We start from the raw sequence: 15,029 nt of genomic DNA on the forward strand, positions 1-15,029 counted from the left end.
ACTCAAAAGCTCGCGGCCGGCGGGGCCGCCGAGGGGGGAAATCCGAAGTGGTCGGTGAAGGCGCGGCTGAAGCTTGACGGGCTCGCATAGCCCACCGCCTGCGCCACCTCGCCCAGCCGCATCGTCCCGTCCAGGATCAGCCGGCGCGCCCAGTCCATGCGCTGGCGCTTGGAATAGTCGTGCGGCGTGCAGCCGAACACCTGCTTGAAACCGGCCGACAGCCGGTTGCGGTTCAGGCCGATGCGCGCAGCCAGCGCGTCGACCGACGGCGGGGCGGCCAGTTCGCGCATGTAGATCATCGCCGCCGTCTCGATCAGCACCTGCTCGCGCGGCGACAGCTCGGCCTGCCCCGCCGCCCCGGCGGCCGGCGTGGGCGCGCGACCCAGCGACGCCGTCAGCTCGCAGACCAGCTCGGTCATCTTGGTGGCCATGTAGGTCTGGCGCAGCTTGCCGGTGAAGCCGCTGGCGAACACCTCGTCCAGCGCCAGCCACAGCCGCGGCGGCAGCGGCAGGCTCATGCAGAACGGCTGGCTGGTCTCGCCGCGGAAGAACGCGGCCAGCGGCTCCGGCAACGCCTCGACCTCAAGCCCGAACTTGTCGACCAGCAGGTCGGGCGCCACCCAGGCGCCGATGTACTTCACGTCCAGCCCCGCGCCGTAGCGGCGCACCTGCCGCGTCTCCTTGGGAAACGTCGTCAGGCAGACCCGCGCGCCGGCGTGCAGGTAGCGGCCGTGCCCGGCCAGGGTCTGGCGCACGGCCCCGGTCTGCACGAACTGCAGTCCGATGGAGTTGCGCACCACCGTATGGTCGGCGGTCGGCGCCGTCGTGCGCCAGGCGTTGAGCGAGCAGAACAGCCCCTCCTCGACCGGCAGGAACTCCAGCGTCTCGACATGGGCGGTGCGATCGGGCGGATAGAGCTGGCGCAGGATCTCCAGGCCCGACTGGCGCTGGGCCATGGCCGTCAGCTCGGCTTGGTCGATCCACCTCGTCATCGCCCCACCGTGGCCAGCCCGGCGCGCGCGTGCAAGCGCACGATCGCCGCCGGTGCGGATCGGCCATCGGTCCGTGCGGATTTGTGAAGCCTAGCGGGCGCCCAGGGCCTCGCGGACCACGGTCTGGAAATCGAACACCGACATCTGGTGCCCGGCGATCCGCTGCGGCTTGCCGGTGCAGACCTGCTGCATCAGTTCGTAGCGCTCGTCGCCGGGGGCCACGTCCTGCCACTCGCCCGCCGTCTCGACGGCGCGCAGGGTCTGCCCGTCCGGCGAAACGAAGCGGCGGGCGAGGTCGCGGGTCCGGCGCATGGCGCACGAGAACTCGCGAAACGTCGCCACCATGCTCGCCCCGTCCATCGGCGTGGCGACGATCTGGTAGACCCAGGCCTGGGCCATCGCCCCTTCGCGCCGCACACTGCCGACGTCGTAGACCAGGGCGCTCTGGCCTTTCTTGAAGCTGACAGCCTCGAACGGCGCAGCCTGCGCGCCGCTGGCCAGCAGCGCCAGACCCAATGCGGCGACCGCCGCCTTGCGATAGCTCATCCCACAGCCCTCCGAGCGAGCGTGGCCCATCCCGCGGGCGGCGGGGCCGTTCGCGACTGGGACAGTTAACGTTCCACACGCCCGGCCGGTTCAGGATCGGCGCCATCTTCGCCGCCCAGGAGCCGCGCCATGGCCAGGGTTCGCGGCGCAAGCGTCCCAGGGTTTCGCCTGAGTGATCGGCCTCCGCCGGGTCCTAGGGTGCGATCGGACGGGACGGGCTGCGCCGCAGGCCGCCGCCATCATGGAGCGCTCCCTGTGTCAGCTCAGAATTTCCTCCAGCCAGCCGCCCTGGCGATCCCCAAGGAAGGCTATTTCGAGCGGGTGGACGGCCCCTACGGTCCGGCCTTTCCGAAGACGCCGGCCAACTACGGGTTTTCGCTGCTGGCCAAGATCGTGCCCGGCCGCGAGGAGGTGATCCGCGCCCACGGAAAAACCATCGAGGCCGCGATCCGCGACAATCCCGGCCTGCTCGCGCCGCTGAAGCTGCACTTCCTGCGCTGGCTGCTGTTCCCGATCGGGAACGACACCTACTTCATGTACCAGGGGATCTTCGACACCGACTTCGACAAGTACACCGAGGACGCCGTCGAGCTGTTCAAGCTGTCCGGCGTCGACACGGTGTTCGAGAACCTCGAGGACTTCCCGACCGACTGGAAAACCAACCCGGCCGCCTTCGTGAAGTACGCCCGCGAACACCAGATCCCCAGCTTCCTGGAGTACGGCGAATACCCCTATGTGAGCGGCGACGAGATCAAGAAGGCCTTGCGCCTGAAGGCCTCGCTCAGCGACGCGCTCGACCAGTTGCAGTAGCGGCGCGCGGCCATGACCGAACCGGCCCGCACCTACAACCAGACCCACGTTCCTCGGCCCGGCGTCCCCGGCCGCCGGCGGGTCAGCATCTACATCGCCTGGAGCTATCCGGCCGAGGCCAACCGCAACGTCGCCGAGATGGACAACCGCTTCTCGACCATGACCGAGGTGCGCCGCGTCCTCTGGCCGGCCTACGAAATTCCGCGCTTCGCCGACCCGCTGCAGTTCCAGCAGGGTGTCGCCGGCTCGCTGGAGCTGTTCTTCTGGGCCTGGGTGCCGTTCCAGACCCTAGTCGGCGAGGTCACCGGCCAGCCGGTCCCGGTGTTCCAGCGGGTCGACCAGGCCGGCTTCGCCCAGCCGCTGGACGCGCGGGTTCTGGACGACTGCGACACGCTCTTCCTGTTCGGCCTCGACCACAACGTCACCGGCCAGACTCCGACCCAGGCCGAGATCGAGGCCCTGCGCGCCTGGCTGGCCCGCGACGGAACCCGGCTGGTGATCGGTCCGCACCACGACGTCGGCGCCACCGACGACCTCGACCAGCGGGCGATGGAGTACGCCCACCACGGGGACCTGCTGGTCCCGCGCCAGCAACGCTTCGGCCAGTACGCCCTGGCCCTGCTCAAGGCGCTGGACATCCCCGTCGAGAACCGCTGGGCGCTGCGCCCGGCGGTGCGCGAGGGTACGACCAACCAGATCGCCCCGTTCACCGCCTTCCGCGACCTCGACGCCGCCGGGCTGCTCGAGGGGGTCGAGAGCCTGAACTTCCACATGCACCTGCCGCACTACGCGGTCACCCGCGACGACGGGACCGCGCGGGTGCTGGCCCGTCAGCCGATCGACCTCTCGCGGCCGCACCCATTCACGGCGGCGGGCGAGACCGAGTTCAACACCCTGGTCTGGGTCCCGCCCGGCGGCGGCCGCGGCGGCGACGTGGTGGTCTGCGACTCCACCGTCTTCAGCACCCTGTTCGGCGGCGATGCGAGCCTGGAGCGCTTCTGGAAAAACCTCGTGAGCGCGTGAGGCGGCGATGGCAGGCGATCCGAGCGTGCTGGAACTGGACGACATCCAGAGCGGGGTGCTGCGCCCCCGCCCCTCGCCCTATGCGGCGACCTACATCCTGCTGCGGATCGACGACCGCCGCGAGGGCCGCGAGCTGCTGCGCCGGCTGAGCGAGGTGGTGACCTCCGCCGCCGCGCCCGACCGGCCCGGCCGCGACACCTGGGTCAGCGTCGCCCTGACCTTCGAGGGGCTGCAGGCGCTGGGCGTGCCGGAGGCGTCGCTGGACAGCTTCGCCTGGGAATTCCGCCAGGGCATGACCGCGCGCGCCGCCGCGCTCGGCGACGTCGGCCCGAGCGCGCCCGAACACTGGGAGGCGCCGTTCGGCGGCCCCGGCGTCCACGTCATCCTGGTCGGTCTGGCGCCGGACACCGCGGCCCTCGACGCAGCAGTCGGCCGAGCTCGCGCCGCGTTCGCGGACCTGGCCGGCGTCGTGCCGATCTGGCGGCAGGACTGCCACGCCCCGCCCGACGAAAAGGAGCCGTTCGGCTTCAAGGACGGGATCAGCCACCCGGCCATCGAAGGCAGCGGCGTGCCCGGCACAAACCCACTCGAAGCCCCGCTCAAGGCCGGCGAGCTGGTGATCGGCTATCGCGACGAGATGGGCGGCCTGCCCCCGGCCCCGCTGCCCGACGTGCTCGGCCGCAACGGCAGCTATGTCGTGTTCCGCAAGCTACGCCAGGACGTCGCCGCCTTCCGCCGCTACCTGCAGGCCAATTCCAGCGGCGCCGACGACGAGGAACTGCTCGCCGCCAAGATGATGGGCCGCTGGCGCAGCGGCGCGCCGCTGGCCCTCTGCCCGCTGCATGACGATCCGGCGCTCGGCGCCGATCCGGCCCGCAACAACGCCTTCCTGTTCAAGGCCGACGACGCCACCGGCTACAGGACGCCGCCCGGCTCGCACGTACGCCGCTGCAACCCGCGCGACGCCGAGGTGGCCGGCGTCGTCCGCCTGCACCGGATGATCCGTCGCGGCACCGTCTACGGGACGCCGCTGCCGGCCGGCGCGCTGGAGGACGACGGCGCCGACCGCGGCCTGATGTTCGCCTTCGTCGGCGCCCACCTGAAGCGGCAGTTCGAGTTCGTGCAGTCCGAGTGGGTGAACGGCGGCGAGTTCCTGGGCCTCGGCGACGCCAAGGATCCGGTGACCGGCGCGGCCGACGGCCAGGGCGGCTATGCGATCCCCCGCCGCCCGATCCCGCGCCGCCTGCAGGGCCTGGCCGCCTTCGTGACCACCCGCGGCGGCGAATACGGCTTCATGCCGAGCCTCAGCGCCCTGCGCTGGCTGGCCGAGTTACCGGACGACGCCGCATGACCCAGGTCGTGGTGATCGGGGCCGGCCCGGCCGGCGTCATGGCCGCGCTGCGAGCCGCCGACCTGGGCGCCCAGACCACCCTGGTGACCAGCGGCGCGTTCGGCGGCATGGCCGGCAACGACGGGCCGGTGCCGGTGCGCACCCTGGCCCATGCGGCCCGGCTGATGCGCGAGGCCCGCCAGCTCGGCGACTACGGCGTCAGCGTCGGGCGCCCGGCGCTCGACTATCGGCGCCTGCTCGGCCGCGTCGCCGAGGTGGTCGAGGAAGCCGCCCGCAGTTCGGCCCTTCGCGCCCAGGTCGACGCCGCCGGCGTCACGGTGCTGGAGCACCAAGGCCTCGCCCGCTTCGCCGAAGCCCATGTGATCGAGACCGCGACCGGCCGCCGCCTGCCGGCCGACAAGGTGATCCTCTGCACCGGCGGGGTCAGCCGCCGCCTGCAGGTCCCGGGCTTCGAGCTGACCGCCACCCACAGCGACGCCTGGTCGCTGACCGAGGTCCCGCCCTCGCTGATCGTGGTCGGCTCCGGGGCCACCGGCGCGCAGGTCGCCTCGGTGTTCAACGCCTTCGGCTCCAAGGTCGAGCTGTTCGAGTCCGGCGAGCGCATCCTGCGCACCGAGGAGCCGGAGGTCTCGGCCTGCGTCGCCGCCGCCTTCCGCGAGGCCGGCATCGCGATCCACGAGAACTTCGGCGCGATCGAGGCCTTCGAACCGGCCCCGTCCGGCGTGCGGATGATCTACGCCAAGGACGGCGCGCGCTGGCAAGCCGAAGCCGCAGTGATCGTCATGGCCGTCGGCTGGGTCGCCGACACCGCCGCCCTGAACCTTTCGGCCGCCGGGGTCGAGACCAACGAGCGCGGCTTCGTCCGCGTCGACGCCGCCCAGCGCACCACCGCGCCCCATGTCTTCGCCGCCGGCGACGTCACCGGCCATCGCATGCTCGCGCCCCAAGCCCTGCAGTCCGGCTTCGCCGCCGCCAGCAACGCCGTGACCGGCGCGGGCGAAGTCGCCGAGCACGCGGTCAATCCGGTCGGAAGCTTCACCGACCCGGAATACGCCCAGGTCGGGCTCAGCGAGGCGCAGGCCCGCCAGTCACACGATGTCGAGGTCGCCATCGCCGAGTTCGGCGCCATGACCCGCGCCATCATCGACGGGCGCACCACCGGCTTCTGCAAGCTGATCGTCGAGCGGCCAGGCGGCCGCATCCTCGGCTGCCATCTGGTCGGCGACCGGGCTGTGGACGTGGCCCAGATCGCGGCCGTCGCCATGGCCGGGGGCCTCGGCGCCGAGGGCCTGGCCCGGCTGCCGTTGAGCTTTCCGACCTATGCCGGGGTGCTCGGCCGCGCCGCCGCGCTCGCGACGCGAAAGCTGAACCTCGCGGCAGGGGCCTCTGCGGCGGTGGGATGACCTGTTCCAGATGATGCGGATCGCGGCCTTCCTGGCGGGACTCGTACTTTTCCTGGCCGGCGCGGCCCACGCCCAGGACGACGGGCCGCGGGTCTATCAACTGGCCCCGGTCGGCGCGCAGAACGTCACCGCCTTCCTGGTCAACAAGCGCGGCAACGAGACGCCGGAGCCGGGTTCGGTCGTACCGGGCTCGAAGATCGACACCGACATCCTGGTGTTCCGCTACGCCCGCACCTTCGACGTCGGCGGCCGGCCGGTGACCCCGTTCCTGATCCTGCCGACCGGCTCCGTCCGCTCCAGCGGAGCGCCCAAGAGCTCGGGCTTCGGAGACATGCAGATCGGCGGCACGGTCGGCCTGATCGGCTCGCCGGCCTTGTCGCCAGAGGCGTTCGCCGACTTCAAGCCGGGCTTCGGCCTGGGCGTGCTCGGGCGCGTCTACTTCCCGACTGGCGCCTACGGCCACGACAAGCCGGTCAACCTGGGCGCCAACCGCATCGCCTATCAGGTCGGCCTGCCGACCGTCTTCGCGACCGGCCGTTCCTATCGCGAACCTGGGCTGACCAGCCTGGAGGTGCTGCCGACCCTGACCTTCTACGAGGACAACGACGACCCGTTCGGCGCCGGGCGCAGCGCCAAGGACCCGCTGTTCAGCGTCGAGGCGCACCTGACCCACAGTTTCAGCCGCCGGATCTGGGCCTCGGCCGACATGCTCTACCGACAGGGCGGCGAGACCGTCACCGACGGGCGACCCGACGCCAACGGCGCCCACGGCTGGTCGGCGGGAGGCAGCCTGGCGCTGCCGTTCGTGGCCAGCACGAGCGTGATCTTCACCTACCAGCACGTCATCGAGCGTGACGACGACGGCCCCGACGGCTGGTTCTTCCGGACCGCGCTGGTCGCGCCGTTCTGACCGTCAACGCTGGAGGTTATTCGCGCTCCCGCCTCAGGTGTTCACCTAATGTCGGGCCCGGCGCGGTTCCGGGACGATCTCGTCATCGGCGTTGATCGCGTGACGATCGGCGCAGCGGGAGTGCGGCGATCGTGTACGCCATAGCCACGACGAGCGCCGCGCTCGCAGCGGCGGTTTCCGGCGAGCCGTCGCCGCCGCCGACCCAGAGCCCCGCGCCGGTCGCCGCCCCCGCCGACGCCGCGGCGCAGGCCGACAGCGGCGGCTTTTCCCTGGCGCCGTTGCTGGACCTGGACTTCCGCCTGGGGCCTTGGACCTTCCACGGCTACCTCCAGTACGACGGCGCGATCTATGACCAGGCCGCCGAAGGTCCGCCCGAGAGCGACTTCCGGCGCGGCGGCGTGGATCTCGGCGATCCGCTGCGGGCGCGCAATCTGAGCGACGGCTCCTACCTGCGTCGCGCGCGCCTGGGCTGGGAGGGTTCGCACGGGGACCACATCGCCTACCGCGCCATGTTCGAGTTCGGCGACGCCGACGAGGCGGGCGAGGCCCGCGTCGCCGAGGTCTGGGCCAGCTACATCCGCAAACCCTACTCGATCCGGGTCGGGGCCTTCTCGCCGCCGACCAACATGGAGGGCGCGACCAGTTCGGACAGCAACCTGTTCCTCGAGCGGGCGACCGCCGCCGACCTCGCCCGTTCGCTCGGCGGCGGCGACGGCCGCGTCGGGGTGACGGTCCGGCGCGTCGTGCCAGGATCGATGGCCGCGCTCAGCCTGACCGGCCCGCCGCTCGACAGCGGCGACGATTACGCCCCGCGGGCCGCCATCCTGGGGCGCTATACGCGGGCGTTCAAATTGCATTCCGACTACCGTATCCACCTGGGCGTCAACGGGACTTTCGTCCTGACGCCGACCAGCGAGTCCGACCCGGGCCGTCCGGACCGCTTCCCGGTCCGCTTCCTCAACACGCCCGAGATCGACGTCGACGACACCCCGCTGATCGACACCGGCGAGATCGACGCCGACCAGGCCCGCATCCTCGGCCTCGAGTTCGCCGCCCAGCGCCGGAACTTCTATCTGCAGGCCGAGGGCTTCCTGTTCGGGGTCAAGCGCCACGGCCCGGAACCCGGCGACCCGCAGTTCTCCGGGTTCTACGTCCAAGGCAGTTGGATCCTCACCGGCGAGACCCGCCGCTTCGACCAGTCGCTCGCCGCCTTCTCGTTTCCCAAACCGCTGTCCCCGATCGGCGGCGGCGGTTGGGGCGCGCTGGAACTGGCGTTCCGCTACAGCGTCATGGACCTCAACGACCACGAGGGCGCGGCGGGCCAGCCCACGCCGACGGGCGGCGTGCGCGGCGGACGGCAGGAGATCCTGGGCGCGGCCGTGCTCTGGTATCCGCGGCCGCGGGTGCGGGTGATGTTCAACTACCTGCATGTGAACGTCGACCGGCTCAATCCGGCAGGACCTGATGACCCCGACCCGTTCGGACCGGTTCCATCGACACCCCCGATCGGCGTCCAGATCGGGCAAAACCTTGATATCATGGCGGTCCGCATCCGGTACTCGTTCTAGGAGCACGCGATGTCGGAAGACAGGTCGGAACAGGCGCTTTCGGTTCTGGTGGCCGCCCGCGACGCGGCCCTGCGCGATGTCGAGCGCACGATGATCCAGATCGTCCAGGCCTCCATCTCGATGATCGGGTTCGGCTTCACTATCCACGCCTTCCTGAACAAGGCCGGCGCCGAAGCCACCTTCAGCATAGACCTCGACCAGATCGCGCGACGCCTTGGACTGGCTCTGGTCGCCATCGGAATGCTCAATCTCGGCTGGGGCGCCTTCAACCAGCTGCGCTACCTGGCGATCCTCCAGCGGCGCTATCGCCTGCCGCCGGGCGTCGCCGGCCGACAGGCCTACAGCACCCGCGCGACCTTCGTGGTCGCCTTCCTGCTGCTCGCCGTCGGCCTCGCGGCGCTGGCCTCGATGATCGTCCAGGCGTTGGGCTGAAACTCGCCCGCGGGTGGTGAAGTAAAGACAAGTAAAGGTTCAGCCCCCTCAGCAACGACCCCGCCTACCCTAGGATTCTACCTGATTGGCCGCGCCAAACCTCGGCCGCAGTATCTCCACTAGCCCCGCTTGTGGGTGAAAATCTGGAGAGCTGGTTATGGCGCGAAATGTTCGCGACCTAAGGCTCCGCCTCATGCTTGGGGCGGCGATGGTCGGCTTGTGCTTTGCAGGGGCGGCGCACGCCCAGAGCGAACCCAACTTCGAAGTCTACGGCTTCGCCCAGTTGGACTATGTCCAAGACTTCAAGCGGGTGCATCCGGACTGGGACGCGACCTTGCGCCCGTCCAAGATCCCCACGGTCGACGGCATATATGGCGATGATGGGCAGGCCATCCTCAGCGCCCGGCAATCGCGCCTCGGCGTGCGGGCCAAGCAGCCCATCGGCGGTCAGGACCTCTTCGTCCGCTTCGAGTTCGATCTCTACGGCGTCGGCGACGACGCCGGGCAGACGACCTTCCGCCTGCGCCACGCCTACGGCGAATGGGGACCGATCCTCGCTGGCCAGACCAACAGCCTGTTCATGGACGGCGACACCTTCCCCAACACCATCGACTACTGGGGCCCCAACGGCATGGTGTTTCTGCGCAACCCGCAGATCCGCTTCACCTACAAGACCGGGCCTCACCAGTTCGCCGTCGCGGTGGAGCAGCCGAGCAACGACATCGACCCCGGCAACGTCCGGCTCATCGACTCAGACATCGCCGGCGGCCTGCAGGGCGACGAGGAGCTTCCCGACCTGACCGCGCACTGGCGCTATGACGGCGGCTGGGGCCACGTCCAGGTCGCCGGCATCCTGCGCCGCGTGGGCTTCGAAACCGCCGGCACGCCGAACAACGAGCCGTCCGACAGCAAGACCGGCTGGGGCGTCAACCTCACCTCCAACATCAAGCTGCTCGAGAAGGACGTCATCCATCTCGGCGCCGTCTATGGCGAAGGCATCGCCAGCTACATGAACGACGGCGGCACCGACCTGGCGCCGGAGGCCGACCGCCTCAACGCCCCGCCGCCGGTCCCCGGCGCGCCGCCGCCCATCGGCCTGCGCGGCGACGTCGTGCCGCTGTTCGGGATGATGGCCTACTACGACCACTACTGGAACGATCAGTGGAGTTCCTCGATCGGCTACAGCCGCGTCCAGGTCGACAACACCAACTTCCAGGAAGGGACCGCCTTCCAGACCGCGCAGTACGCCTCGGTGAACCTGCTCTACACGCCGTCGGACAAGATCATGATGGGCGGCGAGTTCCTGTGGGGCACCCGCGAGGACAAGGACGGCGAGGAAGGCGAGGATTACCGCCTCCAGGTTTCGTTCAAGTACGCCTTCTCCAGCAACGATTTCCGCTGATCAGGAGCACTCGATCATGCAAGCCAACGCTTCCCGGCGGGACCTGGCCAAGGCCTTCGCCTTCATGGCCGCCGCCTCCGCCGCCGGCCCGGCGCTCGCCCAGTCGGCGCCTGCGGCGCCCGGCAACGTGGACGCCGCCGTCAAGGCCGCCCATGCGCAGTACAAGAGCCTGAACGAGGGCAAGAACGCCGACTACATCCCGGCGCTCGCCCAGGTGCCGTCCAACTACTTCGGGATCGGCCTGGTCACCCCGACCAACAAGTCGTCCTTCGTCGGCGACATCGAGCCCAAGTTCTCGATCCAGTCGATCTCCAAGGTCTTCACCATGGCCCTGGTGTTCCAGGAATCCGGCGAGGACCTGGTCGAGAACAGCATCGGCGTCGACGCCACCGGCCAGGTGTTCAACTCGATCACCGCCGTGGAGCAGTTCAAGGGCAAGGAGATGAACCCGTTCGTGAACCCGGGCGCCATCGCCACCACCGGCATGGTCAAGGGCGGCAGCGCCGACGAGGTCTGGCGCAAGATCCTCGGCATTCACAGCGACTTCGCCGGCCGCCAGCTCGACGTCGACCAGGTGGTCTACAAGTCCGAGGCCGACACCAACCAGCGCAACCGCGCCATCGGCCAGCTGATGTCGGCCTATGAGCGCTTCCCCGGCGACCCGGCCCAGGCCGTCGATCTCTACACCCGCCAATGCGCGATCGCGGTGAACGCCAAGGACCTCGCGGTCATGGCCGCAACCCTGGCCAACGGCGGCCGGAACCCGGTCACCCGCAAGCAGGTCGTCGACCAGCGCCACGTTCCCGGCATCCTGGCCGTGATGGCCACCGCCGGCCTCTACGACGACAGCGGCAAGTGGCTGTTCCACACCGGCCTGCCGGCCAAGAGCGGCGTCGGCGGCGGCATCATCGCCGTCTCGCCAGGCAAGTTCGGCATCGGCACCTTCGCGCCGCCGCTCGACGCGGCCGGCAACAGCGTGCGTGGCCAGCGCGCGATCACCTCGATTTCCAACGCCCTCGGCGGCAACCCGTACTCGGTGCAGCCGGTCTAGTCGGAGAACGTCATGCGTAGTGGGGGAGCGCGCAGGGCGCTCGCAGCGGGCTGCAGCAGCGCAGCCCTGCTCTTGGCGATCACCAGCCCGGCGGCCGCCGCGGACGAAGCGCAGACCACCGCGCTTCCCGCGCCCGCGCCGGGCGCCTCGGACGCGGCGCTCGCCGACATCCGCCGGGAGATCGAAGCGCTGAAGGCCGAGTCGGCCGCCGCCAAGGCGGCCGAGGAAGCTCGCGCCCGGCGCATCGACGCGCTGTCGCGCCAGTTCAGCCTGGTGGCCGGAGACCCGGCCTTGCCCTCGCCGGCCCCCGAGCTCGCCGCCGCGGACCAGCCGAACCTCGATCTGCGCCGGCGCGCGGAGGCCCCTGAGCCGGGCGCCAAGTGGGGCGGCTTCGAGCCCGGCAAGGGCGTGGTCCTGATCCGCTCCGACGCCGGCGAGGTGGACCTCGGCCTGGTCAGCTACCTGCGCTATCTGAACCAGCACGGCATGGACAAGACCTATACGAGCTACTTCGGCCAGCCGTTCGACGTCACCCCGCGCGAGGACTTCCAGCTCGCCAAGGTCCAGATCACGCTGCGCGGTTGGCTGTTCGATCCGCGGTTCGGCTACAACGCGTATGTCTGGACCTCGCAGACCAGCCAGGGGCTCGGCGCCCAGGTGGTCGCCGCCGGCAACATCAACTGGACCTTCAACGAGCACTTCCGGGCCTTCTTCGGCATCCATTCGGTGCCCTCGACCCGCTCGACGAACCGGACCTTCCCGTACTGGCTGCGCAACGACAACCGCCCCATCGCCGACGAGTTCTTCCGCGGCTCCTACACCCAAGGCATCTGGGCCGAAGGCAAGATCGTCGACGGCCTCGAATACCGGGTGATGCTCGCCAACAACCTCAGCGCGCTGGGCGTCCAGGCCCGCCAGCTCGACGCCAAGCCCAACACCTGGTCGGCCGCCCTGACCTGGATGCCCACCACCAAGGAGTTCGGCCCCGCCAACGGCTACGGCGACTTCGAGGAGCACCAGGAAGTCGCCACCCTGTTCAGCGCCCACTACACGCGCAGCTCCGAGGACCCGCAGTCGCAGCCGGCTACCGACTCGATCGAGAACACCCAGATCCGGCTGTCCGACGGCACCCTGATCTTCAGCCCGACCGCGTTCGGCACAGGGCGGATCACCGAGGTCCGTTACCAGATGATGGCCCTCGACGCGGCCGTCAAATACAAGGGCTACGCGCTCGAGGGCGAATACTACGCCCGCTGGCTCGACCCGCTGCAGTACGAGGGAATCCTTCCCCGCGACCACTTCTTCGACCAGGGCTACTCGCTGCAGGCCTCGGCCATGGTCATCCCCAAGACCCTGCAGCTCTACGCTTCGGGATCGCAGATCTTCGGCCAGTACGGCGATCCCTGGGACCTGGCCCTCGGCATCAACTATTTCCCGCTGCAGCGCCGCGACCTGCGGGTGAACGTCATGGGCCTGTGGGTCAAGAACTCGCCGGTCGGCTACACCGCCTATCCGGTTCCGGTCGGCGGCAACGGCTTCACCTTCGTCACCGACTTCTCGCTGGCCTTCTAACGGCCGGCGCGGCAGACCGGCGGCGCGGCGTAGTCCAGGTTCAGCAGCCGGAAGTAGTTTTCGCCCAGAGCGATCTGCCGGAACGCCTCGTCGTTCAGGCGCCGGTTCACCCGGCTCGTGATCTCCAGCTCCTTCCAGTACTGCTCGAACGGCTTGTCGCTGGCGGCGACGAAATCCGTGCCGTTCAGGATCCGGGTCGGATAGGCGTTGAACAGGTCGATGAAGTCCTGCCCGTATTGGTGGTAGGCGTTGTAGATCACGTCCCAGGATATATCGAGCATCAGGTTCGGATAGGTGTCCAGCGCCTTGCGCATGATCGCCACGTGCAGCTTGGGATCCATCTTGGTCAGCTCTTTCGAGAGCCCCATGTGCGCCCAGACGATCTTGTTGTTCGGATAGGTCTTCAGCACGTGCTGCATCAGCGGCACGAACTTGGTCGGCTCGGCGTCGTTGCCCAGGTCGGCGTGCAGGGTGATCGGGATCCCGCGCTCCTGCAGCACCTTCATGAACGGCGCCCAGCGGTCGATGCTCTCGAAGGTCGGCGGCTCGAAGCCGTTGTTCAGCAGCGCCTGCTTCATGACGTTGGCCTCGCCCATCCAGGCGAACATCCCCGGGAATTCCCGGTCGTAGAGCTTGATGGTGTCCACCGCGCCTTCCGGGTGGGCCAGGTCCACGAACGTCATCGACAGGGTGATGTGGACGTTGTCGTGCGGATAGACCTTCACTTCCTGGGCGTTGACGAAGTCGTTCTTGATGCTCGGCAGCGCCTTGGTGCCCGGACAGTTCAGGTAGTAGGTGCAGTCCGACTTCATATCGAGCGACTGGCCGATGCCCATATAGGTCACGAACCGCACGCCGGCCTTGTCGAAGAACTGGAACAGCGTGGTCGGCTCGATCGCCTGGCCGCCGAACGGCCGCGGATGGAAGTGGGCGTCCGAGACCCCGGTATAGGGCTCGGTCTTGCGGTCGAAGCACTGCGGATCGGGGTTCGACTTGGCGAACGACGCCAGGCTGCGCTTGAAGACCGGGACCGGCGGGGTCGGGTCGGGCTTGAACGGGGCCTGGGCCGCCGCGTAGCCGGGGACGGCCGCCAGGGCCAGGACGCTCGCCGCCAGGGCGATCGGCCGAAGGTGCATGCTGACGGTCCTGTTATTGCGGCGGGGGCGGCGGCTGAGCCGGGTCCGGCACAGTCACATAGACGACCGTGTCGCCCTCGTAGCGAGGCTCGTAATACATGCCCCCGCACGAGTAGTACGACCCGTAGTAGGGCGAGCAGCCATAGGGCAGCGCGTGGTACATCGAGCCGTAGATCGCCGCCGAGGTGACCGCCGCGGCGGTGCCGAACGCGATCCCGGCGCCGATCGGATGGTCGTCCCAGCCGCCCCAGCCCCAGTCGTTGTCGCCGTCGATATTGATGTCGTTGCCGACGTTGATGTTGCCGCGGTTGACGTTGTTGCCGCTGTTGCGGACGCCGTCGCCGCGGGCCGGCAGTTGGCCCGCATTGGCCCGCCCGCCCTGCCCGGCGTTCGGTCGGTTCCCAGCATAGGCGCCCTGGCCTCCAGCCGGACGGTTGCCGGCATAGGCGCCCTGGCCGCCCGCCGGGCGATTGCCCGCATAGCCGCCCTGGCCCGCGCCCTGGCCCGCGGCCGGACGGCTGCCGGCGTAGGCGCCCTGCGCGCCGCCGGTGCGGCCGCCGGAATACGAGCCTTGCCCGCGGCTGCCGCCGTAGCTGCTCCCGCGGCTCATCGAGCTGCTCTGCCGCGGCGCCGAGTTCATGCTGCGCGAGGCGCCGCCCATGCTGCCGCGGCTCATCGACGAACCACGGCTCATGCTCGACATGCCGCCGCCGCGGACGCCGCCGCCGCCGCGCCCGCGGGCGTAGCTGTCGAACGCCGCCATGCAGACGATCGAGACGATCGCGGTGGCGAGGGTGGCTCGATAAAGACGCGCTCTGGTCATCGCCGCATCC

Annotated in this window: 14 protein-coding genes; 10 read left to right on the forward strand and 4 right to left on the reverse strand. The window is 69.7% G+C overall.

The window, feature by feature from the left end:
* Positions 1-2: 2 nt before the first annotated feature.
* Complete coding sequence (locus tag ACSQ2H_RS16070) at positions 3-992, reverse strand: helix-turn-helix domain-containing protein (protein ID WP_436062391.1); 990 nt, start codon at positions 990-992, stop codon at positions 3-5.
* 90 nt (positions 993-1,082) lie between these two features.
* A complete protein-coding gene (locus ACSQ2H_RS16075) occupies positions 1,083-1,538 on the reverse strand; it encodes a surface-adhesin E family protein (protein ID WP_436062392.1) in 456 nt (151 codons plus the stop codon).
* 255 nt (positions 1,539-1,793) lie between these two features.
* On the opposite strand from ACSQ2H_RS16075, the gene ACSQ2H_RS16080 reads away from it, so the two are divergent.
* The 10 genes from ACSQ2H_RS16080 (at position 1,794) to ACSQ2H_RS16125 (ending at position 13,060) form a co-directional block, all read left to right on the forward strand.
* The gene (locus ACSQ2H_RS16080) at positions 1,794-2,348 is read left to right on the forward strand and encodes a hypothetical protein (protein ID WP_436062393.1); all 555 of its coding nucleotides are present in this window, start codon (positions 1,794-1,796) and stop codon (positions 2,346-2,348) included.
* Between the two features lie 12 nt (positions 2,349-2,360).
* Positions 2,361-3,371, forward strand: a complete 1,011-nt coding sequence (locus ACSQ2H_RS16085) for a hypothetical protein (RefSeq protein ID WP_436062394.1) — start codon at positions 2,361-2,363, stop codon at positions 3,369-3,371.
* A gap of 7 nt (positions 3,372-3,378) precedes the next feature.
* A complete protein-coding gene (locus ACSQ2H_RS16090; protein ID WP_436062395.1) occupies positions 3,379-4,722 on the forward strand; it encodes a Dyp-type peroxidase in 1,344 nt (447 codons plus the stop codon).
* The gene (locus tag ACSQ2H_RS16095) at positions 4,719-6,125 is read left to right on the forward strand and encodes a dihydrolipoyl dehydrogenase family protein (protein ID WP_436062396.1); all 1,407 of its coding nucleotides are present in this window, start codon (positions 4,719-4,721) and stop codon (positions 6,123-6,125) included. Before ACSQ2H_RS16090 ends, ACSQ2H_RS16095 begins: the two co-directional genes overlap by 4 nt.
* Before the next feature lie 10 nt (positions 6,126-6,135).
* Positions 6,136-7,035 carry a transporter gene (locus ACSQ2H_RS16100; protein ID WP_436062397.1) on the forward strand — a complete coding sequence of 300 codons (900 nt, stop codon included), beginning with the start codon at positions 6,136-6,138 and terminating at the stop codon, positions 7,033-7,035.
* Positions 7,036-7,166: 131 nt separating this feature from the next.
* Positions 7,167-8,603 carry an OprO/OprP family phosphate-selective porin gene (locus ACSQ2H_RS16105; protein WP_436062398.1) on the forward strand — a complete coding sequence of 479 codons (1,437 nt, stop codon included), beginning with the start codon at positions 7,167-7,169 and terminating at the stop codon, positions 8,601-8,603.
* A gap of 9 nt (positions 8,604-8,612) precedes the next feature.
* A complete protein-coding gene (locus ACSQ2H_RS16110) occupies positions 8,613-9,035 on the forward strand; it encodes a DUF202 domain-containing protein (RefSeq protein WP_436062399.1) in 423 nt (140 codons plus the stop codon).
* 193 nt (positions 9,036-9,228) lie between these two features.
* The gene (locus ACSQ2H_RS16115) at positions 9,229-10,437 is read left to right on the forward strand and encodes a DcaP family trimeric outer membrane transporter (protein WP_436062400.1); all 1,209 of its coding nucleotides are present in this window, start codon (positions 9,229-9,231) and stop codon (positions 10,435-10,437) included.
* A gap of 16 nt (positions 10,438-10,453) precedes the next feature.
* Positions 10,454-11,488, forward strand: a complete 1,035-nt coding sequence (gene glsA / locus ACSQ2H_RS16120) for a glutaminase A (RefSeq protein WP_436062401.1) — start codon at positions 10,454-10,456, stop codon at positions 11,486-11,488.
* A gap of 12 nt (positions 11,489-11,500) precedes the next feature.
* Positions 11,501-13,060 (forward strand): hypothetical protein, encoded by a 1,560-nt coding sequence (locus ACSQ2H_RS16125; protein ID WP_436062402.1) that lies wholly within the window; start codon positions 11,501-11,503, stop codon positions 13,058-13,060.
* On the opposite strand, the gene ACSQ2H_RS16130 is transcribed toward ACSQ2H_RS16125, so the two are convergent.
* Positions 13,057-14,196: an amidohydrolase family protein gene (locus ACSQ2H_RS16130; RefSeq protein WP_436062403.1), complete on the reverse strand. Its 1,140-nt coding sequence runs from the start codon at positions 14,194-14,196 to the stop codon at positions 13,057-13,059. The genes ACSQ2H_RS16125 and ACSQ2H_RS16130 overlap by 4 nt on opposite strands.
* Before the next feature lie 13 nt (positions 14,197-14,209).
* A complete protein-coding gene (locus tag ACSQ2H_RS16135) occupies positions 14,210-15,019 on the reverse strand; it encodes a hypothetical protein (RefSeq protein ID WP_436062404.1) in 810 nt (269 codons plus the stop codon).
* Positions 15,020-15,029: the final 10 nt, after the last annotated feature.

Origin of the sequence: Phenylobacterium sp. LjRoot97 (assembly GCF_964254345.1) — a bacterium.
Taxonomy (GTDB): domain Bacteria; phylum Pseudomonadota; class Alphaproteobacteria; order Caulobacterales; family Caulobacteraceae; genus Phenylobacterium.